This is a genomic window from Azohydromonas australica DSM 1124 (assembly GCF_000430725.1).
Lineage (GTDB): Bacteria > Pseudomonadota > Gammaproteobacteria > Burkholderiales > Burkholderiaceae_C > Azohydromonas > Azohydromonas australica.
Map to the genome: position 1 here is coordinate 429,001 of NZ_KE387203.1, position 21,377 is coordinate 450,377.

Annotated in this window: 20 protein-coding genes; 11 read left to right on the forward strand and 9 right to left on the reverse strand. The window is 71.5% G+C overall.

Going from position 1 to position 21,377, the window contains the following annotated elements; all coding sequences use genetic code 11:
- Positions 1-27: 27 nt before the first annotated feature.
- Both H537_RS44520 and H537_RS0121095 read right to left on the reverse strand, forming a co-directional pair.
- The gene (locus H537_RS44520; RefSeq protein WP_043459384.1) at positions 28-1,878 is read right to left on the reverse strand and encodes an ATP-binding protein; all 1,851 of its coding nucleotides are present in this window, start codon (positions 1,876-1,878) and stop codon (positions 28-30) included.
- Between the two features lie 4 nt (positions 1,879-1,882).
- The gene (locus H537_RS0121095; protein ID WP_028999429.1) at positions 1,883-2,623 is read right to left on the reverse strand and encodes a response regulator; all 741 of its coding nucleotides are present in this window, start codon (positions 2,621-2,623) and stop codon (positions 1,883-1,885) included.
- Positions 2,624-2,811: 188 nt separating this feature from the next.
- On the opposite strand from H537_RS0121095, the gene kefC reads away from it, so the two are divergent.
- Positions 2,812-4,725 (forward strand): glutathione-regulated potassium-efflux system protein KefC, encoded by a 1,914-nt coding sequence (gene kefC / locus H537_RS44525; protein ID WP_064736011.1) that lies wholly within the window; start codon positions 2,812-2,814, stop codon positions 4,723-4,725.
- Positions 4,726-4,734: 9 nt separating this feature from the next.
- Here the strand turns inward: kefC and H537_RS0121105 are convergent, their stop codons facing one another.
- Entirely contained in the window at positions 4,735-5,493 is a 759-nt protein-coding gene (locus H537_RS0121105; protein WP_028999430.1) for a sulfite exporter TauE/SafE family protein, read from the reverse strand.
- Positions 5,494-5,588: 95 nt separating this feature from the next.
- On the opposite strand from H537_RS0121105, the gene H537_RS0121110 reads away from it, so the two are divergent.
- Both H537_RS0121110 and H537_RS0121115 read left to right on the forward strand, forming a co-directional pair.
- On the forward strand, positions 5,589-6,251 hold the full coding sequence (locus H537_RS0121110) for a trimeric intracellular cation channel family protein (protein WP_028999431.1): 663 nt from the start codon (positions 5,589-5,591) through the stop codon (positions 6,249-6,251).
- A 131-nt stretch (positions 6,252-6,382) separates the two neighbouring features.
- Entirely contained in the window at positions 6,383-6,817 is a 435-nt protein-coding gene (locus H537_RS0121115; RefSeq protein ID WP_028999432.1) for a DUF1841 family protein, read from the forward strand.
- A gap of 15 nt (positions 6,818-6,832) precedes the next feature.
- Here H537_RS0121115 and folE2 read toward each other — a convergent pair whose 3' ends face one another.
- From folE2 to xseB, 4 genes are all read right to left on the reverse strand, one after another.
- On the reverse strand, positions 6,833-7,633 hold the full coding sequence (gene folE2 / locus H537_RS0121120; protein WP_028999433.1) for a GTP cyclohydrolase FolE2: 801 nt from the start codon (positions 7,631-7,633) through the stop codon (positions 6,833-6,835).
- Positions 7,634-7,799: 166 nt separating this feature from the next.
- Positions 7,800-9,707 (reverse strand): 1-deoxy-D-xylulose-5-phosphate synthase, encoded by a 1,908-nt coding sequence (gene dxs / locus H537_RS0121125; RefSeq protein WP_028999434.1) that lies wholly within the window; start codon positions 9,705-9,707, stop codon positions 7,800-7,802.
- Positions 9,708-9,744: 37 nt separating this feature from the next.
- The gene (locus tag H537_RS0121130) at positions 9,745-10,632 is read right to left on the reverse strand and encodes a polyprenyl synthetase family protein (RefSeq protein WP_028999435.1); all 888 of its coding nucleotides are present in this window, start codon (positions 10,630-10,632) and stop codon (positions 9,745-9,747) included.
- Positions 10,629-10,871, reverse strand: coding sequence for an exodeoxyribonuclease VII small subunit (xseB, locus tag H537_RS0121135; RefSeq protein WP_028999436.1), 243 nt, complete (start codon positions 10,869-10,871; stop codon positions 10,629-10,631). Before xseB ends, H537_RS0121130 begins: the two co-directional genes overlap by 4 nt.
- A gap of 288 nt (positions 10,872-11,159) precedes the next feature.
- Here xseB and H537_RS0121140 point away from each other — a divergent pair, with 288 nt between their 5' ends.
- The 5 genes from H537_RS0121140 (at position 11,160) to H537_RS0121160 (ending at position 15,351) form a co-directional block, all read left to right on the forward strand.
- On the forward strand, positions 11,160-12,278 hold the full coding sequence (locus H537_RS0121140) for an aromatic ring-hydroxylating oxygenase subunit alpha (RefSeq protein WP_028999437.1): 1,119 nt from the start codon (positions 11,160-11,162) through the stop codon (positions 12,276-12,278).
- 151 nt (positions 12,279-12,429) lie between these two features.
- Positions 12,430-12,921, forward strand: a complete 492-nt coding sequence (locus H537_RS0121145; RefSeq protein ID WP_028999438.1) for a hypothetical protein — start codon at positions 12,430-12,432, stop codon at positions 12,919-12,921.
- An 83-nt stretch (positions 12,922-13,004) separates the two neighbouring features.
- Positions 13,005-13,907 (forward strand): DMT family transporter, encoded by a 903-nt coding sequence (locus H537_RS0121150; RefSeq protein WP_028999439.1) that lies wholly within the window; start codon positions 13,005-13,007, stop codon positions 13,905-13,907.
- A gap of 68 nt (positions 13,908-13,975) precedes the next feature.
- Positions 13,976-14,839, forward strand: a complete 864-nt coding sequence (locus H537_RS0121155; protein WP_028999440.1) for a sulfurtransferase — start codon at positions 13,976-13,978, stop codon at positions 14,837-14,839.
- A 77-nt stretch (positions 14,840-14,916) separates the two neighbouring features.
- Positions 14,917-15,351: a universal stress protein gene (locus H537_RS0121160; protein WP_028999441.1), complete on the forward strand. Its 435-nt coding sequence runs from the start codon at positions 14,917-14,919 to the stop codon at positions 15,349-15,351.
- A 99-nt stretch (positions 15,352-15,450) separates the two neighbouring features.
- Here the strand turns inward: H537_RS0121160 and H537_RS0121165 are convergent, their stop codons facing one another.
- Positions 15,451-16,230 carry a ZIP family metal transporter gene (locus tag H537_RS0121165; RefSeq protein ID WP_028999442.1) on the reverse strand — a complete coding sequence of 260 codons (780 nt, stop codon included), beginning with the start codon at positions 16,228-16,230 and terminating at the stop codon, positions 15,451-15,453.
- 133 nt (positions 16,231-16,363) lie between these two features.
- Complete coding sequence (polA, locus tag H537_RS0121170; protein WP_028999443.1) at positions 16,364-19,114, reverse strand: DNA polymerase I; 2,751 nt, start codon at positions 19,112-19,114, stop codon at positions 16,364-16,366.
- 76 nt (positions 19,115-19,190) lie between these two features.
- Here polA and H537_RS0121175 point away from each other — a divergent pair, with 76 nt between their 5' ends.
- The 3 genes from H537_RS0121175 to H537_RS44530 are packed head-to-tail and all read left to right on the forward strand — an operon-like array spanning position 19,191 to position 21,360.
- The gene (locus H537_RS0121175; RefSeq protein ID WP_043459542.1) at positions 19,191-19,499 is read left to right on the forward strand and encodes a DUF2782 domain-containing protein; all 309 of its coding nucleotides are present in this window, start codon (positions 19,191-19,193) and stop codon (positions 19,497-19,499) included.
- 3 nt (positions 19,500-19,502) lie between these two features.
- The gene (locus H537_RS0121180) at positions 19,503-20,483 is read left to right on the forward strand and encodes a homoserine kinase (protein WP_028999445.1); all 981 of its coding nucleotides are present in this window, start codon (positions 19,503-19,505) and stop codon (positions 20,481-20,483) included.
- Between the two features lie 4 nt (positions 20,484-20,487).
- The gene (locus tag H537_RS44530; RefSeq protein ID WP_051243038.1) at positions 20,488-21,360 is read left to right on the forward strand and encodes a BPSS1780 family membrane protein; all 873 of its coding nucleotides are present in this window, start codon (positions 20,488-20,490) and stop codon (positions 21,358-21,360) included.
- The last annotated feature ends 17 nt before the right edge of the window (positions 21,361-21,377 follow it).

Here is a 21,377-nt window from a genome sequence, read left to right on the forward strand (position 1 = left end):
CGGCCCTTTTGCTTTCTGCTGCCCTGGCTACTTGCGCCCGGCGCGCTCGTTGAGCTTGAAGCCGATCATGGCGCGCAGCTTGTTGGGCAGCACGGGCTTGATCAGCAGGTGGAAGTCGTGCGCCTCGGCCTCGTTCTCGTGGCCGCTGAGGCTGCTGCCGGTGATGAGGATGGCCGGCAGCCGCTGGTCCGGCCAGCGCGCGCGGATGAGGGCCAGCGCCTCCAGCCCGGTGCGCGCCTCGGGCAGCCGGTAGTCCACGATCAGCAGGTCCGGCCGCGGCAGCCCGGCGCCGCGCAGCCAGCCCTCCACGGCGCCCACCGTGTCGAAGTCCAGCACGTCCGCGCCCCAGGCCTTGAGCAGCACGGTCAGGCCCTCGCGCACGGGCGGCTCGTCCTCCACCACCACGATCAGCCGCCCCTGCAGGCTCAGGCCCAGCGGCATCTTGGGGCTCGCGGACAGGGGTTCGGCCGGCGGCGCCTCGATCCGGCCCGGCGGGACTTCCAGGCTGAAGACGGTGCCGTGGCCCACGCGCGAGCGCACCGTCAGCGGCGCGTCCATGAGGTCGGCCAGCCGCTTGACGATGGCCAGGCCGAGCCCCAGGCCCTTGCGCTGGTGCGGCTCCAGCGGGCGGTGGCTGTTGACCTGGTAGAACTCGTCGAAGATGCGCGGCAGGCTGGCTTCGGCGATGCCGATGCCGCTGTCCCACACCTGCAGCAGCAGCCGGTCGCCGCGCTGGCGGCAGCTCACGAGCACGCCGCCGTCCTCGGTGTAGCGGATGGCGTTGCTCACCAGGTTGCGCAGGATGCGCTCCACCACCACCGGGTCGGCCTGCACCACGTGCGCCTCGCCGCGGAAGCCCAGCGCCAGGCCCTTCTCGAAGGCGGCCGGCTCGAAATGCAGCCGCAGCCGCGCGAACACGTCGCGCAGCCGCACCGCCTCGGGCTTGAGCTCCACGCCGCCGGTGTCGATGCGGGTGATGTCCAGCAGCTCGCCGAACAGGCCCTCCAGCGCGTCCACGCTTTCGTTGATGCTGTTGACCAGCGAGGCCACGTCGGGGTCGCTGCAGCGGTGGCGCAGCGTCTCGGCGAACAGCCCCATCGCGTGCAGGGGCTGGCGCAGGTCGTGGCTGGCGGCGGCGAAGAACTGGGTCTTGGCGCGGCTGGCGGCCTCGGCGGCGCGGCGCGCTTCCTCGGCGGCAGCCTTCTCCACGCGCAGCTGCGCGGCAAGCTGGTCGGTGCGCAGCTTGAGGTCGATGGCCTGCGCCAGCGCGCTGCGGTAGGTGTGGCCCATGAGCCACACGGCGCCGAAGAGCACGCAGATGATCAGCGCCAGCTCCAGGTGGAAGGGGTGGCCGAAGTCGCTGGCCACGCGCGCCACGGTGGGCAGCAGCACCAGGCACAGGAAGGCGGCGAACACCCGCGGCTGCCCGGCCAGCAGCTGCACCGAGCCCACGCAGTAGCTGTAGATGATCAGCAGCAGCGCCACCTGGTGCGAGGGCGTGCCCAGCCCCCAGAACAGCCACGCCGCCACGCCCCAGCAGGCACCCAGCAGCAACGCCAGCGTGCGCCAGCTGCTGCGCCAGGCCAGCAGCGTGGCGTCGTCGGCATCGGGATGGCGCCGGAAGCGCAGGAAGTGCCCCAGGCGCACGCACCACAGCAGCGCCATCACGCCGACCCAGCCGAAGAGCCGCAGCGGGTCGGCCACGCCGCCGAAGAAGAACACCACCAGCAGCACGCCCACCAGGTTGCCCGCCAGCGTGGCGGGCGTCTGCGCGTACAGCGCGCGCGCGTGCTCCAGTTGCAGGGCCTGCGGCGAAGGCGCCGTGGCCGCCGCGGCGGCCGGCAACTCCGCCACGGCCGTCGGCAGCACGGTGCTCATGGCCTCAGTAGCGCTGCGCGGGCGGCGTGGAGCTGCCGCCGCCCTGCTGCTGAGACAGGCGGCTCACCGCGAGCACGGCCTGGGTGCGGGTGCTGACGTTGAGCACGCGCAGCACGGCCGCCACGTGGTCCTTGACGGTCTCCACCGACAGGTTGAGCTCGCGCGCGATGAGCTTGTTGGGCAGGCCCTGCAGCAGCTTGCCCAGCACCTCGTTCTGGCGCGGCGTCAGGCCCGCGACGCTGACCGCCGCGCCGGCCGTCCCGGCCTGCATCTGCACTTGCAGCGGGCGCGGCTGCAGCAGCGGCGGCGGGGGCTCCTGCACCGAGTCGTGGCTGGGCAGGCTGCTGCCCAGGCCCATCGGCACCGGCGGCACGAAGATGCCGCCCGACATCACCAGCCGCAGCGCCTCGAACAGCAGCTCGTTGGAGGCCCGCTTGGGCACGAAGCCCATAGCGCCCAGGTCGATGGCGCGCAGCACGTCGGCGGCGCGGTCGCTGCCCGACACCACCACCACCGGCAGCGCCGGGTGCTCGCGCCGCATCTCCGAGAGCACCTCGAAGCCGTCGGCGTCGCCAAGCTGCAGGTCCAGCAGCAACAGGTCGTGGTCCGCGTCCTCGGCCAGCTTGCGGCGCAGCTCGCGCGCGCTGGCGGCGGTGCTCACGCTCACGTCGCTGCCCAGTCCGCTTATGACGCCCTGCAGCGCCGACAAGATCAGGGGATGGTCGTCCACGAGAAGCACTTTCATCGCCGGTCTCCAGTGCACACACGGCCCCCAGCGTACTGCCGGGTTGCGCAAGAGACAGTCACGACCGGTTACCGCAGTGGCATGGGCTATCGTCGCGTTTCCCCGGTCCTACATGCCTTTCCGACGATGCCCTTGCAGTTGCCGTTGCCGCCGTCCGCCTTCCGCAGCTCGACCCCGGGGAGCCGGTGATGGAGGCGTCTTCCAGCGGCTGGCTGGTGTCGAGCCTGGTGTACCTGGGTGCGGCCGTGATCGCGGTGCCGCTGGCGCGGCGCCTGGGGTTGGGCTCGATCCTGGGCTACCTCGGCGCGGGCATCGCCATCGGCCCCTGGGGGCTGGACCTCGCCGGCGACGCGGAGGCGATGCTGCACTTCTCCGAGTTCGGCGTGGTGCTGATGCTGTTCCTGGTCGGGCTGGAGCTGGAGCCCAAGCGGCTGTGGGCGCTGCGCCGGCCCATCTTCGGCTGGGGCAGCGTGCAGCTGCTGGGCTCCGCAGCGCTGGTGGCCGGCGCCGCGATGCTGCTGGACGGGGCGCCCGGGCGCATGGCGCTGATCGCGGCGCTGGGGCTGGCGCTGTCCTCCACCGCCATCGGGCTGACCGAGCTGGCCGAGCGCAACCTCAAGGGCACCGCCGCGGGCGGCGGCGTGCTGGGCGTGGCGCTGCTGCAGGACATCGCCGCCATCCCGATCCTGGCGCTGATCCCGCTGCTGGCCGGCGTGCCGCGCGAGGCCGTGCACGCCGACGGCTGGGCCGGCTGGCCGGCGGCGCTGCGCGCGGCGCTGGTGATCGGCGGCGTGGTGCTGGGCGGCCGGCTGCTGCTGCGCCCGGCGCTGCGCTGGAGCGCGCGCAGCCGCACGCCGGAGGTTTTCACCGCCGCGTCGCTGCTGCTGGTGGTGGCCACCGCGGCGCTGATGCAGGTCGCCGGGCTGTCGATGGCGCTGGGCGCCTTCCTCGCTGGCGTGCTGCTGGCCGACAGCGAGTACCGGCGCCAGATCGAGACCGACCTGGAGCCCTTCAAGGGCCTGCTGCTGGGCCTGTTCTTCATGGCCGTGGGCATGGGCGTGGACTTCGCCGTGGTGATGCAGCGCCCGCTGGCGCTGGCCGTGGTGGTGGTGGTGTTCGTGTCGCTCAAGGCGCTGCTGCTCACCGCCATGACGGTGCCGATGAAGCTGCCGCCGGCCGAGCGCCCGGTGTTCGTGCTGCTGCTGGCGCAGGGCGGGGAGTTCGGCTTCGTGGTGTTCCAGGCCGCGGCGCAGCGCGGGGTGATGGATGCGGGCACCGCCTCGCTGCTGGTGGCGGCGGTGGCGCTGTCGATGGCGCTCACGCCGCTGCTGCTCAAGGCCAGCGACCGCTGGCTGTGCCCGCGCCTGGCGCGCCAGCGCGAGCGCGGCGAGCTGCCGGTGATGGAGGAGCCGCAGCAGGCACCGGTGATCATCGCGGGCTTCGGCCGCTACGGGCAGGTGGTGGGCCGGCTGCTGGCGGCGCAGGGCCTGGCCGCCACGGTGCTGGAGCACGACGCCGACCAGGTGGAAACGGTGCGCCGCTTTGGCTGGCGCGTGTTCTTCGGCGACGCCACGCGGCTGGACCTGCTGCGCACCGCCGGCGCGGAGCAGGCGCGCGTGATCGTGCTGGCCATCGACGACGTGGCGCAAAGCCTGGCGGTGGTGGACGTGGTGAAGCAGCACTTCCCGCAGCTGCAGGTCGTCGCGCGGGCACGCAACGTGACGCACTACTACGGCCTGCGCGCGCGCGGCGTGACGCTGATCGAGCGCGAGACCTTCGACGCCGCGCTGGCCAGCGCCCGCAGCGTGCTGGAGCTCATGGGCTACGACCGGGACTACGCGCGCCACCAGGCGCAGCGCTTCCGCGAGCACAGCGTGGAGCTGCTGGAGCAGATGGCACCGCACTTCCGCGACGAGCAGCGGATGATTGCCATGGCACGCCAGGGGCGCGAGCAGCTGGAAGCGCTGTGGGCCCGCGAGCGCGAGGAGCGCGAGGAGGCGCTGGCAGCGGCGCTGGCGGAGGCGCGCAAGGGCTCCGCCACGGAGGCGGCGCCACCGCCCGCGCCGGCTGCGGCACCTTCGCAGCCGCCGGCGGCGGGGTGAATCAGGCGCTCATGCCACCGCGTCCCACACCAGCTTCACCCCGGTGAGCAGCATCCCCAGCGAGAACAGCCCGTAGAAGACGCGCTGCGAGATGCGCCGCACCACGTGCACGCCCAGCCACACGCCCACGGGCGCCAGCGGCATCAGCACCAGCGAGGTGGCGAGGTTGCGCAGGTCGATCAGGCCCAGCCATGCGTAGGGGATCCACTTGGAGGTGTTCACCACGGTGAAGAACACCGCCGTCGTGGCCGTGAACTGGATCGGCGTCAGCCGCAGCGGCAGCAGGTAGAACGCCGCCGGCGGCCCGCCCGCGTGGGCCACGAAGCTGGTGAAGCCCGAGGTCAGGCCGAGCACGAAGCCCAGCCAGCGCGGCGGCGGCGGCGCGTCCGCGCGCGGCGGGAAGAACCAGCGGATGGCCAGGAACGCCAGCGTGATCACACCCACCATCCCCGCCACCACCTTGGCCGAGAGCAGGTTGAACAGCAGCGTGCCCAGCACCGTGCCGAGCAGCCCGGCGGGCAGCAGCAGCTTGATCAGGCGCCGGTCGAACTCCTTGAGGAACACCGCCAGGCCCAGCGCGTCCATCACGGCCAGCAGCGGCAGCATGATGGCCGCGGCCTGCGGCACCGGCACCGCCAGCGCCATCAGCGGCACCGCCAACGCGCCGAAGCCGGCGCCGAAGCCGCTCTTGGCCAGCCCCATGAGCAGCACCGCCGGCACCGCCACGGCGTAGAACGAGGAGTCGGTGATCACGGACGGCAGCAGCATGGCGGGGCGAGGCAGGACGGGGCACGGGCAAGGCCGAGGCCGAGGCCGAGGCCGCGACGACAATGCGCGCCGCGGCACTGGAGGGCAGGCAGGGGATGGGAAAACTTCCGGACTGGTGGGGCGCATTGTCCACGGCGCAATTGGCCATCGAGGTCATGGCGACGCTGGCCTTCGCGCTCTCGGGCCTGGTCGAGGCCGCGCGCAAGCGGCTCGATGCGGTGGGCGTGTGCGTGGTGTCCGGGCTCACGGCCTTCGGCGGCGGCACGCTGCGCGACGTGCTGCTGGACCGGCGCCCGTTCTTCTGGGTGCAGCACGCGGGCTGGGTCTGGGTGCTGCTGGGGCTGACGCTGGTCGCGATGCAGTTCATGCGCGCGCGGCACCTGCGGCCCACCGAGCGCGCCATGCTGTGGCCGGACGCGCTGGGGCTGGGCCTGTTCGCCGCCAGCGGCACGCAGATCGCGCTGCAGGCGCAGACGCCGGCGCTCATCGCCGTGGTCATGGGCGTGATGACGGCCACCTTCGGCGGCGTGCTGCGCGACATCGTGTGCAACCAGATCCCTTCCGCCTTCAGCGACCACCGTCCCTACGCCGTACTGGCCTTCGCCGGCGGCTGGGCCGTGGTGGGCGTGCACGCGCTGGGCGGATCGGACGAGGCGGCCCTGGCCGCCGGCGCGCTGGTGGCCAGCAGCCTGCGGCTGATCGCGCTGGCGCTCGACTGGCGCGTGCCGGCCTGGCGCATCGACGACGACTGGCGCTGAGCCGCGGCGCGCCAGCGGGCCTCGGCGCCCTGCCCTGTGCCGTCCCAGCGGGCGGCTGCGGGATCGGCCCGGGTGCGCGCCCCATGCCGGCGCCCCGTGCCGGGGCATGGGCCGGCGGCGACAATCGCGGGATGTTCCAACCCTCCCAACACGACGTGCGCCGCTTCTTCTGCGAGGTCTGGCGCAAGCACCGCGAAGGCGGCGTGCTCACCCCGATGGAAGCCGTGGCCGCGCCCTGGGTGGCCGAGCACCCCGAGTACCACGGCGAGCTCTCCGACGTGGAGGCCGCGCTGGCGGCGGACTACAAGGTGGAGGACGGGCGCGTGAACCCCTTCCTGCACCTCTCGATGCACCTGTCCATCTCGGAGCAGGTGTCCATCGACCAGCCGCGCGGCATCAAGCAGGCCTTCGAGCTGCTGGCGGCCAAGCTGGGGTCGGCGCACGAGGCGCAGCACGAGGTGATGGAGTGCCTGGGCGAGATGATCTGGGCCTCCCAGCGCACGGGGCTGCCGCCGGACGGGCAGGCCTACCTGGAGTGCGTGCGGCGCCGCGCGACGGCGCGCTGAGGCCGAGGAGGCGGCTTACTCGCGCTCGATGCGCGCGTAAGCCGAGTGGTTGTGGATGCTCTCGAAGTTCTCGACATCCACGCTGTAGCGCCCGATGCGCGGCTCGGCATTCAGGCGCAGCGCCACCTCGCGCACCAGGTCCTCGACGAAGCGCGGGTTCTCGTAGGCGCGCTCGGTGATCCACTTCTCGTCGCTGCGCTTGAGCAGCGGCCAGATCTCGCTGGAGGCGCTTTGCTCGGCGAAGCGCACCAGCTCGTGCCACTCGACGGGCTGCAGCAGCTCGGCGCGGATCGTCACCAGCGAGCGCTGGTTGTGCGCGCCGTAGTCCGAGATTTCCTTGCTGCAGGGGCACAGGCTCTTCACCGGCACGCCCACCTCGGCCCAGACCGCCGTCCGGCCGCCGCGCGCCTCGGCGATCCAGCGGCCCTGGTAGTCCAGCAGGCTCTGCACGCCCGACACCGGCGCGCGCTTCTTCAGGAAGAACGAGAAGCGCGCCTCGATGCGGCCCTCGTCCGCCTGCAGCTTGTCCAGCATCGCCACCAGCTGCGCCTGCAGCAGCGGCGCGTCCAGCGGCTGCTGCGCGGCGTCGAGCTCGTTGAGCCAGGCCACGAAGCGCGACATGTGCGTGCCCTTCTGGTCGGCCGGCAGCCGCACGTCCAGGTCCCACTGCGCCGTGACGGGCTGGGCCTGGCCAGCCACGCGCAGCAGCAGCGGGTAGCGCACGTCCTTGACGCCCACGCGCTGGATCGCCAGGCGCCGCTCGTCGCGTTCGCTCTGGGTGTCGGGGATGTGCAGCGCGTCGGAAGGATGGGTCATGACTACTCGGAAGTCGGGCTCGGGCCTGCCGCCGGCGATCCGGGCGGCGTGATGCGAAAGCTTGTCATCAAACGGCCCGCCGCGCCGGACCGGGCCCAACGGATTGCTGCATTGCAGCGAGGAATTAACGACGCGCCGGGGGCCGCCGCCCCGGGCGCGCCGAGGCTCAGCTGTTGACGGCCGGCCGCACCGGCGGCACCAGCACCGGCTTCTGGCCGAAGCGCTTGAGCACCGCCTGCTCGATGCCCGCGGCGTCCAGGCCCACCCTGGACAGCAGCTTGGCCGGGTCGCCGTGCTCGATGAACTCGTCGGGCAGGCCCAGCGAGAGCACCGGCGTGTCCAGTCCGGCAGCCTGCAGCGCTTCCATCACCGCCGCGCCGGCGCCGCCCGGCAGGCAGCCCTCCTCCACGGTGACGATGGCCTCGTGCGTGCGCGCCAGCTCCGCCACCAGGGCAGTGTCCAGCGGCTTGATGAAGCGCATGTTGGCCACGGTGGCGTCGAGCTTCTCGGCGGCTTCCAGCGCCGGGTACAGCAGCGTGCCGAAGGCCAGGATCGCGACGCGCTGCCCGTGGCGGCGCACCTCGCCCTTGCCCCAGGTCCATTCCGCGAAGCCCGGCTGCACCGCCTTGCCCACGCCGGCGCCGCGCGGGTAGCGCACGGCCACGGGATGCTGCTGGCGGTGGGCGGTGGTCAGCGCGGTCCGGCACTCGTCCTCGTCGGCCGGCGCCAGCAGGCTGACGTTGGGAACGCAGCGCAGGTAGGCGATGTCGTAGGCGCCGGCATGCGTGGCACCGTCGGCACCCACCAGGCCCGCGCGATCCAGCGCGAACACCATCGGCAGGTTCTGCAGCGCCACGTCGTGGATGAGCTGGTCGTAGGCGCGCTGCAGGAAGGTGGAGTAGATCGCCACCACGGGCTTGAGGCCCTCGCAGGCCAGGCCGGCGGCGAAGGTCACGGCGTGCTGCTCGGCGATGCCCACGTCGAAGTAGCGCTGCGGGAAGCGCTGGTGGAACTCCACCATGCCCGAGCCCTCGCGCATCGCCGGCGTGATGCCCACCAGCTTCGGGTCGGCCGCGGCCATGTCGCACAGCCATTGGCCGAAGACCTGGGTGAAGGTTGGCTTGGGCGGCGTCGCCGGCTTCACCAGGCCCAGTGCCGGGTCGAACTTGCCGGGGCCGTGATAGGCGATCGGGTCGGCCTCGGCCAGCTTGTAGCCGTAGCCCTTCTTCGTCACCACGTGCAGGAACTGCGGGCCCTTCTTGTCGCGCAGGTTCTCCAGCGTGGGGATCAGCGCGTCGAGGTCATGGCCGTCGATGGGTCCGACGTAGTTGAAGCCGAACTCCTCGAAGATCGTGCCCGGGATCACCATGCCCTTGGCGTGCTCCTCCAGCCGGCGCGCCAGCTCCAGCAGCGGCGGCGCGTTCCTGAGCACGCTCTTGGCGCCCTCGCGCGCGGCGGCGTAGAACTTGCCGCTCATCAGCCGCGCCAGGTACTTGTTGAGCGCCCCCACCGGCGGGCTGATCGACATGTCGTTGTCGTTGAGCACCACCAGCATGTTGGCCGGCACGCCGGCGTGCGGCACGCCGGCGTTGTTCAGCGCCTCGAAGGCCATGCCGGCGGTCATGGCGCCGTCGCCGATGATGGCCACCGCGTGCCGGTTCTCGCCCTTGAGCTGCGAGGCCAGCGCCATGCCCAGCGCCGCGGAGATCGACGTGGAGCTGTGCGCGGTGCCGAAGGTGTCGTACTCGCTCTCGTCGCGGCGCGGGAAGCCGCTGATGCCGCCGAGCTGGCGCAGCGTGCCCATGCGCTCGCGCCGGCCGGTGAGGATCTTGTGCGGGTAGGTCTGATGGCCCACGTCCCACACCAGGCGGTCGTAGGGCGTGTCGAAGACCGCGTGCAGCGCAATGGTGAGTTCCACCGTGCCGAGGTTGCTGGAGAGGTGGCCGCCGGTGCGGCTCACACTCTGCAGCACGAAGTCGCGCAGCTCGTGCGCCAGCAGCTTGAGCTCCGCGCGCGAGAGGCGGCGCAGGTCGGCCGGGGCGTTGATCGTTTCGAGCAGGGGATGGGCGTTCATCGGTGCAGTGGTGCGGCGCGCAGCGCCGGTCCTCTCGTCAACTGTCGCGGTCCACGACCTTGTCGGCCAGGGCGGCCAGGCGGGCGGAAGCCAGCCCGGAGCGCGCCAGCGCCGCACGGGCCTGGTCACGCAGCTCGCAAGCGTGATGCCGCGCCGCGTCCAGGCCCAGCACCGAGACATAGGTCGGCTTGTTGGCGTGCTCGTCCTTGCCGGCGGTCTTGCCCAGCGTATGGGACTCTTGGGTCACGTCCAGGATGTCGTCCACGACTTGGAAGGCCAGGCCCAGCGCCGCGCCGTACTCGGACAGCGCCGCCAGCGCCTCGGCCGACGGGTGGCCGCAGGCCGCGCCCATGACCACGCTGGCCTGCAGCAGCGCGCCGGTCTTGCGCCGGTGCATGTCGCGCAGCGCCTCTTCGTCGAGCGCGCGGCCCACGCTGGCGAGGTCGATGGCCTGGCCGCCGGCCATGCCCGCATGCCCGGCCGCACGCGCCAGCAGGGCGCACAGCCGCGCCTGCAGCGCCGGGGCGATCGCACCGTCCTCGGGCGTGAGCACCTCGAAGGCCAGGGCCTGCATCGCGTCGCCGGCAAGCATCGCCTGCGCCTCGCCGTAGCGCACGTGCACCGTGGGCTTGCCCCGGCGCAGCACGTCGTTGTCCATGCAGGGCAGGTCGTCGTGCACCAGCGAGTAGGCGTGGATCAGCTCCACCGCCACCGCCGCGCGCAGCGCCGCCTCGCGCTGGCCGTCCACGGCTTCGCAGGCCGCCAGCACCAGCAGCGGGCGCAGCCGCTTGCCGCCATCGAGCACGCCGTAGCGCATGGCGTGTCCCAACCCCGCCGGCGCATCCGCCGGCACCCAGCGCTGCAGCGCCGCCTCGACCTCGTCGAGCACGGCGTGCACCCAGTCGTCCAGATTTGATGTGTTCATGTGCCCGTCCAGGGCTTGAGCTGCCCGTCCTCCAGCAGCTTCACCTGCTCCTCCACCGCCTGCAGCCGGCCGCGGCACAGGGCCAGCAGCTCGGCGCCGCGCTTGTAGCTGTCGAGGAGCCGGTCCAGCGGAAGCTGGCCGTCTTCCATCGCCTGCACCAGGCGCTCCAGCTCGGCCAGCGCGTCTTCGTAGCTGGCGGGAACCGGGGGTTGTTTGTCAGAAGCTGGCGGGCGCGGCATTTCGTGGTGCGAAAAAAGCGAGGCGTGATTGTAGTCAGCCCGCCTTTCTCGGCCTTTTCACACGGCTGCCCGGGGCCGTGGCGAGAGCGCAACAAGCCCGTTGCGTCAAGGTGTTACGTCACGCTAGGGGCCGCCGGCTGTTTCCAAGGGCTTTGCCCATGTCAAGGCCCCCAGGCCCCCCCCGGCTACAATCCGCCTCTTGCCTTCCGCTCGGAAGGCATATTTCCATCCCACCTGCAATTCATGAGGTGGGCGGGTTGACATTGGTTTTTGGAGATCCTGGGGATCATGTCCGACCTGAGCATCAGCCTTGAAGCTCTTGAGCGCAGCCGCTCGCAACTGTCCGTTTCCACCTACTTCGACGAGGCGTTGTTCCGAAATGAACAACGACTGATCTTCCAGCCTGGCCCGCGCTACCTCGGGCACGAGCTGGCGGTGCCGGAGGTGGGTGACTACTACGCGCTGCCGCAAGAAGGCGAAGGCCGGGCCCTGGTTCGCACCCCCAAGGGACTGGAGTTGATCTCCAACGTTTGCCGCCACCGCCAGGCCGTGATGCTGCGCGGCCGCGGCAACACCAAGCAAAGTGTCGTGTGCCCGCTGCACCGCTGGACCTACGACCTGCACGGCCAGCTGCTGGGCGCGCCGCACTTCTCGCACGACCCCTGCCTGAACCTCAACAACTACAAGGTCAAGACCTGGAACGGCCTGGTGTTCGAGGACAACGGCCGGGACATCGCGGCCGACCTCGCCGGCATGGGCCCGCGCGCGGCGCTGGACTTCGAAGGCTACGTGCTCGACAAGGTCCAGGTGCACGAGTGCAACTACAACTGGAAGACCTTCATCGAGGTCTATCTGGAGGACTACCACGTCGGCCCGTTCCACCCGGGCCTCAGCGGCTTCGTCACCTGTGACGACCTGCGCTGGGAGTTTGCCAAGGAGTACTCGGTGCAGACCGTGGGCGTCAACGGCGCCTTCAAGCCGGGCTCGAACGTGTACAAGAAGTGGCACGAGGCCGTGCTCAAGTACGGCCAGGGCAACCGGCCGGTGCAGGGCGCGATCTGGCTGACGTACTACCCGAACATCATGGTCGAGTGGTACCCGAACGTGCTGGTGGTCTCCTCGCTGTTCCCGGTCAGCCCCACCAAGACCGTCAACCTCGTCGAGTTCTACTACCCCGAGGAAATCGCCGCCTTCGAGCGCGAGTTCGTCGAGGCGCAGCAGGCCGCCTACATGGAGACCTGCATCGAGGACGACGAGATCGGCGAGCGCATGGACGCCGGCCGCCTGGCGCTGCTCAAGCGGGGCGAGGACGAGGTCGGCCCCTACCAGAGCCCGATGGAAGACGGCATGCAGCACTTCCACGAGTGGTACCGCCGCGTCATGGGCGAGACGCTCACCGCTCGGTGAGCCCCGCTGCTGCCGGCTCGCGCACGCGGGCCGGCAGCCTGCCGCCTCCCTCCGTTCGGGGCTGGAGGCGGCCCGGAATGCCCCCGGCATCCGAAGGTCTGGCATACCGTTTGCCTGCACTGAAAATCCCCCTTTGGGAGGTACCCAACCCATGCAGGCGCTGAGCAACACCGTTCGCGACGATCACCAGACGATCCGCATCTACCTCGACAAGATTGAAGGCCTCCAGCGCGAGCGCCCGCAGTTGCGCTGCGCCGCGTTGCGGGAGCTGCTGGCCTTCGTCGCCGCGCGCGACGCGGCGCTGGCGGAAGTGCTGCCCCTGGCCGGTGCGCCCCAGCATGCGGCGCAGGCGCTGCAGGCCCGACGACGGGCCTGCCGCCATGCCCTCTTCCAGGGCCTGCGCCTGGAGCCCAACAGCCCCGCCTGGTGGAGCTTCTTTGCCGATGGCCGGCGCCGCCTGCTGGCCGGCATGCGCTGGGAAGAGATGCTCCTGCGGCGCATGCACCCGCCGCGCGACGAGGACGCACTGCTCGACGCCTACGTGGACCGCCGCGAGCGCCTGCTGCCGCACGCGCGCGCCCAGCTGCAGCGCCTGCAGTCCCGGCCCCAGCCCGACGAGATGCCGCTGCGCGAAGCGGCCTGATCTGCCCGGCTCCCAGCGCCCTTCTCTTGTCCACGGCCGCCGCCTTCGGCGGCCGTTGTTTTTGAGGCATCGACAATCGCGGGATGGCCGCTCCCTTGTTGATCCTTTGCGCCTCGCTGCTCTTCGCCGTCATGGGGCTGTGCATCAAGCTCGCCTCGGCGCACTACGCCACGGCAGAGATCGTGTTCTACCGCGGCCTCGTCGGCGCCATCTTCATCGCCGTGATGACGCTGCTGCGCGGCGGCACGCTGCGCACGCAGCTGCTCGCGCAGCACGGCAAGCGCAGCCTCACCGGCGTGTGCGCGCTGGGCCTGTGGTTCCACGCCCTGGCCGGGCTGCCGCTGGCCACCGCCATGACGCTGAACTACATGTCCTCGGTGTGGATGGCCGCCTTCCTCGTGGGAAGCGCGCTGCTGCTGGGCCGCGGCCGGCCCGTGGACGCGCGGCTGGTGGCGGCGGTGCTGGCAGGCTTTGCCGGCGTGGTGCTGGTGCTCAAGCCGACCCTGACGCGCGAGCAGCTCGGCTACGGCGTGGCCGGGCTGGTGTCGGGCCTGCTCGCTGCCTCGGCCTACCTGCAGGTGCAGGCGCTGGGGCGCGCGGGCGAGCCCGAGTACCGCATCGTCTTCTACTTCTCGCTGGGCGGCATGGCCGCCGGCGCGCTGGGGATGGCCTTCACCGGCATGCAAGCGCACAGCGCGCGCGGCCTGCTGCTGCTGGTCGCCATCGGGCTGCTGGCCACCCTGGGGCAGATGATGATGACGCGCGCCTACGCCATCGGCCGCACGCTCAGCAACGCCAGCCTGCAGTACAGCGGCATCGTCTTCTCCTGCGTGCTGGGCGTGCTGGTGTTCGGCGACCCGCTCACGCCCGGCGCGCTGGCGGGCATCGGGCTCATCATCGCCGCCGGCCTGGCCGCCACCTGGCTGCGCAGCCGGCCCGCGCAGGACGCGCCGGCCCTCCCTGCCGCGACGGCGCAAAACCGCTGAGCCGGCGCAACGGCGCGGGCCGCGCCGCCACACACAATGCCGACCGCTGACAAGGAGACCCGCCGCCCATGGCCCACCGCACCCTGATCACCGCCGCCGAGCTGCAGTCCCTGCAGCGCTCGAACCAGCCCCTGCTGCTGCTGGACTGCGGCTTCGACCTGGCCGACCCCGCCGCCGGCGAGCGCGCCTACGCCGAAGGCCACCTGCCCGGTGCGCATTACGTGCACCTGGAGCGCGAGCTCAGCGCCCCAGCCGTGCGCGACGCGCAGGGTCGCTTCCCCGGCCGCCACCCGCTGCCCGCGCGCGAGGCGCTGGCAGCACTGCTGGGCCGCCTGGGACTGCGCCCGGACGTGCAGGCCGTGGCCTACGACGCGCAGGGCGGCATGTTCGCCGCGCGCGCCTGGTGGCTGCTGCGCTGGCTGGGCCACGACGCGGTAGCGGTTCTCGACGGCGGGCGCCAGGCCTGGGTCGAGGCCGGCGGCGCCCTGGACACCGCCGTGCCCCCGCGTCACGACGCCGCTCCCGCCTACCCCGCCGGTACCGCCACCATGCCCACGCTGCAGGCGGGCGAGCTGCTGAAGCAGCTGGGCCGGCTGCGCGTGGTCGATGCACGTGCTCCCGAGCGCTGGCGCGGCGACGTGGAGCCGCTGGACGCCGTGGCCGGCCACATCCCTGGCGCGCTGAACCGCTTCTTCAAGCTCAACCTGCAGCCCGACGGCCGCTTCAAGACGGCCGACGCGCTGCGCGCGGAGCTCGCGCCGCTGCTGGCCGGCGGCGAGGCCGCGCAACTGGTGCAGCAGTGCGGATCGGGCGTGACCGCCTGCCACAACGTGCTGGCCTTCGAGCACGCCGGACTGGGCGTGACGCCGCTGTATCCCGGATCGTGGAGCGAATGGTGCAGCGACCCGTCGCGGCCCGTCGCACGGGCTTGATGGGCATCAAGACGTCGGCGGACGGCGGCGCGACACTGGCCCCATCGCCCCCATGGGCGCCTTGAAGGAGACCACTCATGTACAAGCGCATCCTCGTGCCCACCGACGGCTCCGAGATCACCGCCAAGGCCGTGCGCCAGGCCATCGATCTGGCCAGGCTGTGCGGCGCCGAGGTGCTGACCCTCAGCGCCAAGGAGCCCTTCCCCTACGGCGCCATCTCCGAGATGCAGCCCACGCCGCCGCAGGAGTTCTTCGATGCGCAGGACCGCATCGCCGACCAGCGCATCAAGAGCGTGCTGGCCGCGGCCCAGGAGGCCGGCGTGAGCTGCAAGGCCATCACCATCGAGGCGCTGCATCCTTGGGAAGCGATCTGCGAGCAGGCCACCAGCGAAGGGTGCGACCTCATCGTCATGGCCTCGCACGGCCGCCGCGGCGTGGCCGCGCTGCTGCTGGGCAGCGAGACGCAGAAGGTGCTCACCCACGCCACCATCCCGGTGCTGGTGGTGCGCTGACCGACCACAGGGGAGACGCAGCGCGCCCGGGCCCGGGCGCGCTCGGCTGGAGGCCTTCGCCGGGACCGCGGACCACGCGTCCCGGCGTTTTTGTTGGTGTCAGTGGTGCAGCATGCGCGCGGCCACCAGCACCACGCCCAGCCCTGCGGCCAGCCAGCCCAGCTGCGACAGCGTGTCGCGCAGGCTCAGGCGGCGCTGCAGCTGCGGCAGCAGGTCCGCCACCGCGACGTAGATGAAGCTGCTGGAAGCGATGACCAGCAGGTACGGGAACCATTCCTTCCAGGGCTCCACCACCAGGTAGCCCACCACGCCGCCCACCACCGAGGCCAGGCCCGACATCGCGTTGTAGAGCAGCGCGCGCTGGCGCGAGAGGCCGGCGTTGAGCAGCACGATGTAGTCGCCGACCTCTTGCGGGATCTCGTGCAGGATCACCGCCAGCGCCGTCACGATGCCCAGTTGCGTGTCCGACAGGAAGGCCGCCGCGATGATGATGCCGTCGCAGAAGTTGTGGATGCTGTCGCCCAGCAGCACGCTCCAGCCGCCCTTGCCCGCCTGCTCGGCGTCGAAGCCGTGGTGGTGGTGGTGGTGCGGGTCGTCGCCCTCGTGATGGTGGCCGTGGCGGTAGAGCTCCGCCTTCTCCAGCAGGAAGAAGAACAGCAGGCCGCCCAGCAGCGTCAGGAACAGGCTGTGCGGGTTCGACCCATCCTCGAAGGCCTCGGGCAGCACGTTGATCAGCGCCGTGCCCAGCAGCACGCCCGCCGACAGGCTCACCAGGTTCTTGACCAGCCGGCCCAGCACGCTGACCGTGAGCTGCGCGGCGATCAGCACCGAAAGCAGGCCGCCCAGCAGCGTGGCGACGACGATGTACGCAAGGGTCATGGGAAAAGGAGCGACCGCGCCAGGGCGTGGTCTGCTGCAGTAGGGACGGACCGCGCCACGGCACGGCGCGGCAGGTCGGGGGCGCGCATCTTAGCAACGCCCTGCGGCGTGTCAGCTCGGCGTCAGTGCCGCATCAGTGCGCCTCGTCCCAGTTGCGCCCCACACCGACCTCGGCCAGCAGCGGCACTTTCAGCTGCGCCACGCTGGCCATGAGCTTCGGCACCTCGGCCTTCACCCACGCCAGCTCGGCTTCGGGCACCTCGAACACCAGCTCGTCATGCACCTGCAGCACGATGCGCGTGAGCTTGCCCTGCTCGTCCAGCGCGCGCTGCACCGCCAGCATGGCGAGCTTGATCAGGTCCGCCGCCGTGCCCTGCATCGGCGCGTTGACGGCCTGGCGCTCGGCCTCGGCGCGGCGCGGGCCGCTGCCGCCGCGGATCTCGGGCAGGTACAGCCGGCGCCCGAACACCGTCTCCACGTAGCCCTGCTCGGCGGCCTGGGCGCGGGTCTCGTCCATGTAGCGCTTCACGCCCGGATAGCGCGCGAAATAGCGCTCGATGTAGGTGCGCGCCGCCTTGGTCTCGATACCCAGCCGCCGCGCCAGCCCGTACTCGCTCATGCCGTAGATGAGGCCGAAGTTGATGGTCTTGGCATAGCGGCGCTGCTCGCTGCTGACCTCGCCCGACGCCACCCCGAACACCTCCGCCGCCGTGGCGCGGTGCACGTCGTCGCCCTCGGTGAAGGCGCGCAGCAAACCTTCGTCGCCGCTGATGTGGGCCATGATGCGCAGCTCGATCTGCGAGTAGTCGGCGCTGGCGATCACGCAGCCTTCGGGCGCGATGAAGGCCTCGCGCACGCGCCGGCCTTCGGGCGTGCGGATGGGGATGTTCTGCAGGTTGGGCTCGTTGCTGGAGAGCCGCCCCGTCACCGCCACCGCCTGCGCGTAGGTGGTGTGCACGCGGCCGGTGGCCGGGTTGACCATCTGCGGCAGCTTGTCCGTGTAGGTGCTCTTGAGCTTGGCCAGCCCGCGGTGCTCCAGCAGGCGCGCCGGCAGCGGGTGGTCCAGCGCCAGCTTCTCCAGCACCTCCTCGTCGGTGGAGGGCGCGCCGCTGGCGGTCTTCTTCACCGGCTGCAGGCCCAGCTTGTTGAACAGGATCTCGCCGAGCTGCTTGGGGCTGCCCAGGTTGAAGGGCTGCCCGGCCAGCTCATGCACCTCCTGCTCCAGCGCCAGCAGCCGCTGGCCGATGGCGTGGCTCTGTTGCGCCAGCACCTGCGCGTCGATCAGCACCCCCGTGCGCTCCATGCGCGCCAGCAGCGCCGAGACCGGCAGCTCGATGTCGCGGTAGATGTGCAGCAGCCCGGATTCGGCCTCGACGCGCGGCCACAGCGCGCGGTGCACCTGCAGGCACATCTCGGCATCCTCGCAGGCGTATTCGGATGCGCGCTCCACGTCCACCTGCGTGAACGGGATCTTGTTGGCGCCCTTGCCGCACAGGTCCTCGTAGCTCAGGCCGCGGCGGTTGAGATGGCGGTCGGCCAGGCTCTCCAGCGAATGCGGCTTGTGCGCCTCCAGCACGTAGCTCTCCAGCAGCGTGTCGTGCACGTAGCCGCGCACGCGGATGCCGACGTTCTCGAACACGTGCAGGTCGTACTTGGCGTGCTGACCCAGCTTGGGCTTCTTGGCGTCCTCCAGCCACGGGCGCAGCTTCTCCAGCACCACGTCCAGTGGCAGCTGGTCCGGCGCGCCGGCGTAGTCGTGGCGCAGCGGCACGTAGCAGGCCTCGCCCGGCTCCACCGACAGCGACAGGCCCACGATGTTGGCCCGCAGCGCGTCCAGCGAATCGGTCTCGGTGTCCAGCGAGGTCAGCGGCGCGGCGTCGATCTTGGCGATCCAGCGCTCCAGCGCCTCCATCGTCAGCACCGTCTCGTAGCGCTTCTCCACCGGCGTGCTGGCCGTCTCCATGAGCGTGACGAGGTCGCCCTCGGCGTCGGCGCGGCCCTCCATCGCGATCTGCTCCTCCAGCTCGCGCTTGAGCGTCTTGAAGCCGTAGCGGTTGTAGAAGGCCAGCAGGTCGTCGCGCTGCACCGGGCGCTGCGCCAGCGCGTCCAGCGAGGGCCAGCCCGGCACATGCCTGGCGAGGTCGCAGTCGCATTGCACGGTGACCAGGCGGCGGCCCGTGGGCAGCCACTCCAGCGCCTTGCGCAGGTTGTCGCCGGCCACGCCCTTGATCTTCGGCGCCGCCTCGATCACGCCGTCGAGCGAGCCATGCTCGGTGAGCCACTTGACGGCCGTCTTCGGGCCGACCTTCTCGACGCCGGGAATGTTGTCCACCGTGTCGCCCACGAGGGTCAGGTAGTCCACGATGCGATCGGGCGCCACGCCGAACTTCGCCAGCACGCCGGCCTCGTCCAGCCGCTCGTTGCTCATGGTGTTGATGAGCGTGACCTGCGGCGTGACCAGCTGCGCCAGGTCCTTGTCGCCGGTGGAGACCACCACCTCGTGGCCGGCGGCGGCGGCCACGCGCGCCAGGGTGCCGATCACGTCGTCGGCCTCCACGCCCTCGACCTGCAGCACCGGCCAGCCCAGCAGCTTCACCACCTCGTGGATGGGCTCGATCTGCTCGGCCAGCGCCTCCGGCATGGGCGCGCGGTGCGCCTTGTAGTCCGGATACCAGTCGTCGCGGAAGGTGGGCCCGGAGGCGTCGAAGACGCAGGCCGCGTGCGCCGCGGGAATCTGCTCGCGCAGGCGCTGCATCATCGCCACCATGCCGTGCAGCGCGCCGGTGGGCACGCCGCCGGGGCCGCGCAGGTCGGGCAGCGCGTGGTAAGCGCGGTAGAGGTAGCTGGAGCCATCCACCAGCAACAGGGTCTTGTTCTCGCTCATCTGCTGGATTGTCAATCAGGGCCGCACGCCCTCGCACCGACCGAAGCGGCTGTGGGCCGGCTCCTACAATGGCGCCATGAAAGCCCTCCTCCGCCCCGCGGCGGCGCTGGCCGTTCTGAGCGCAGCGCTGCCGCTGGCCGCACAGACCGACGCCCCGCGCCAGCTCCCCCCCGAACCGAACGTCCAGCACCTGGTGACCGAGGACGAGGGCGCGCGCATCGAGGAGCTGCGCGTGCGCGGACAAACCCAGCGCATCCACGTGCAGCCGCGCAAGGGCGCGGCCTACGAGGTGATCCCGGAGGGCGGCGGGCGCGACATCAGCGCCGGGCCGAGCAGCAGCCGCGGTGCCGTCGGGCAGCGCGTGTGGAACGTCTTCAATTTCTGAGCGATGGCCGTCTTTACTGAAGTGACCTTCGACGAGGCCTCGGCCTTCGTCGCCACCCTCGACGTGGGCCAGGTCACGGCCCTGCGCGGCATCGGCGCGGGTATCGAGAACACCAACTACTTCGTCTCCACCACGCAGGGCGAATGGGTGCTCACGCTGTTCGAGCGCCTGACCTTCGAGCAGCTGCCCTTCTACCTGCACCTGATGCGCCACCTGGCGCAGCGCGGCATCCCGGTGCCCGAGCCGCGCTCGGACGACAACGACCAGATCCTGCACCAGCTCAAGGACAAGCCCGCCGCGCTGGTCAACAAGCTCCCCGGCGGCCACCAGCTCGCCCCGGACCTGCACCACTGCGAGCAGGTCGGCGAGATGCTGGCGCGCATGCACCTGGCCGGGCAGGACTTCCCGCTGGCGCAGCCCAACCTGCGCGGCCTGCCGTGGTGGCAGGAGACGGTGCCGGTGGTGCTGCCCTTCCTCACCGCCGAGCAGCGCACGCTGATCGAGGAGGAGCTGGCCTTCCAGACCGCGCTGGCCGAGTCCGCTGCCTACCTGGACCTGCCCCGCGGCCCGGTGCACGCGGACCTGTTCCGCGACAACGTGATGTTCGAGGGCCTGCCCGGCCGCGAGCGGCTCAGCGGCTTCTTCGACTTCTACTTCGCCGGGGTCGACACCTTCCTGTTCGACATCGCGGTGTGCCTCAACGACTGGTGCATCGACCTCGACAGCGGCCGCGGCGTGGACGAGCGCGCGGCGGTGTTCGTCGCCGCCTACGAGCGCGTGCGCCCGCTCACCGGCAACGAGCGCCGGCTGCTGCCCGCGCTGCTGCGCGCGGGCGCGCTGCGCTTCTGGGTCTCGCGGCTGTGGGACCTGCACCTGCCGCGCGACGCCAGCATGCTCAAGCCGCACGACCCCGAGCACTTCGAGCGCGTGCTGCGCGCGCGCATCGCCGTGCCGTGGCACCCTCAAGGAGAACGCGAGGCATGAAGGCATGACCATTCCCCCGCTGGCCACCACGCCCCCGCTGCAGCTGCAGAGCTTGCCACCGCGCCGGGGCGCGGCCTGGGTGCAGCGGGGCTTCCAGCAGTTCCTGCGCCGCCCGATGGGCTACACGCTGCTGTTCCTGTCCTTCCTGTTCGTGGCGCTGTTCGTGATGTCGCTGCCCTGGGTGGGACAGGTGCTGGTGATGATGGCGCTGCCGCTGCTGTCCCTGGCCTTCATGGTGGCCACGCGCGGCGTGCTGCTGGGCGGCAAGGCGGTGCACCCGGGGCTGTACGCGGAGCTGCTGCGCCCACGGCCCAAGGCGCGCCAGCGCGAGCTGCTCAAGCTGTGCTTCGTCTACGGCGTGGCCACGGCGCTGATCGCCGGGCTGAGCGACTGGGTGGACGGCGGCCGCTTCGAGCAGCTGCACATCGAGATGGTGACCGAGGGCGGCGAGCCTGCGGCGCTGCTGCGCGACGCGCGGCTGCAGTTCGGGCTGGTGCTGCGCCTGGGCCTGACCACCCTGCTGGCGCTGCCCTTCTGGCACGCGCCGGCGCTGGTGTGGTGGGCGCAGCAGAGCGCGGCGCAGTCGCTGTTCTCCAGCTGGGTCGCCTGCTGGCGCAACCGCGGCGCACTGCTGGTCTACGGACTGACCTGGGCCGCGCTGGCGATGGGCTTCGCGCTGCTGGCGAGCACCGTGTTCGCGCTGCTGGGCGCGCGAGAGCTCACCGGCGTGGCGGCGCTGCCCGGCGGGCTGATGTTCAGCTGCGCCTTCTACGCCTCGCTCTACGCCACCTTCAGCGACAGCTTCGGCTGGAGCGAGGAGCTGGCCGGCGACGGCGGCGCGCCCAAGGACCAGGCGCCCACGAACGGCGAGGCCTGAGCCGCCGTGCGCCGCGC

Coding starts and splice junctions, on each gene's coding strand:
- H537_RS44520 (WP_043459384.1), bottom strand. CDS start 1,878: ATGAGCACCGTGCTGCCGACGGCCGTGGCGGAGTTGCCGGCCGCCGCG.
- H537_RS0121095 (WP_028999429.1), bottom strand. CDS start 2,623: ATGAAAGTGCTTCTCGTGGACGACCATCCCCTGATCTTGTCGGCGCTG.
- H537_RS0121150 (WP_028999439.1), top strand. CDS start 13,005: ATGGCCGCTCCCTTGTTGATCCTTTGCGCCTCGCTGCTCTTCGCCGTC.
- H537_RS0121140 (WP_028999437.1), top strand. CDS start 11,160: ATGTCCGACCTGAGCATCAGCCTTGAAGCTCTTGAGCGCAGCCGCTCG.
- H537_RS0121165 (WP_028999442.1), bottom strand. CDS start 16,230: ATGACCCTTGCGTACATCGTCGTCGCCACGCTGCTGGGCGGCCTGCTT.
- H537_RS0121175 (WP_043459542.1), top strand. CDS start 19,191: ATGAAAGCCCTCCTCCGCCCCGCGGCGGCGCTGGCCGTTCTGAGCGCA.
- dxs (WP_028999434.1), bottom strand. CDS start 9,707: ATGAACGCCCATCCCCTGCTCGAAACGATCAACGCCCCGGCCGACCTG.
- H537_RS0121110 (WP_028999431.1), top strand. CDS start 5,589: ATGGGAAAACTTCCGGACTGGTGGGGCGCATTGTCCACGGCGCAATTG.
- xseB (WP_028999436.1), bottom strand. CDS start 10,871: ATGCCGCGCCCGCCAGCTTCTGACAAACAACCCCCGGTTCCCGCCAGC.
- folE2 (WP_028999433.1), bottom strand. CDS start 7,633: ATGACCCATCCTTCCGACGCGCTGCACATCCCCGACACCCAGAGCGAA.
- H537_RS0121130 (WP_028999435.1), bottom strand. CDS start 10,632: ATGAACACATCAAATCTGGACGACTGGGTGCACGCCGTGCTCGACGAG.
- H537_RS0121155 (WP_028999440.1), top strand. CDS start 13,976: ATGGCCCACCGCACCCTGATCACCGCCGCCGAGCTGCAGTCCCTGCAG.
- H537_RS0121160 (WP_028999441.1), top strand. CDS start 14,917: ATGTACAAGCGCATCCTCGTGCCCACCGACGGCTCCGAGATCACCGCC.
- H537_RS0121105 (WP_028999430.1), bottom strand. CDS start 5,493: ATGCTGCTGCCGTCCGTGATCACCGACTCCTCGTTCTACGCCGTGGCG.
- H537_RS0121145 (WP_028999438.1), top strand. CDS start 12,430: ATGCAGGCGCTGAGCAACACCGTTCGCGACGATCACCAGACGATCCGC.
- kefC (WP_064736011.1), top strand. CDS start 2,812: ATGGAGGCGTCTTCCAGCGGCTGGCTGGTGTCGAGCCTGGTGTACCTG.
- H537_RS44530 (WP_051243038.1), top strand. CDS start 20,488: ATGACCATTCCCCCGCTGGCCACCACGCCCCCGCTGCAGCTGCAGAGC.
- H537_RS0121180 (WP_028999445.1), top strand. CDS start 19,503: ATGGCCGTCTTTACTGAAGTGACCTTCGACGAGGCCTCGGCCTTCGTC.
- H537_RS0121115 (WP_028999432.1), top strand. CDS start 6,383: ATGTTCCAACCCTCCCAACACGACGTGCGCCGCTTCTTCTGCGAGGTC.
- polA (WP_028999443.1), bottom strand. CDS start 19,114: ATGAGCGAGAACAAGACCCTGTTGCTGGTGGATGGCTCCAGCTACCTC.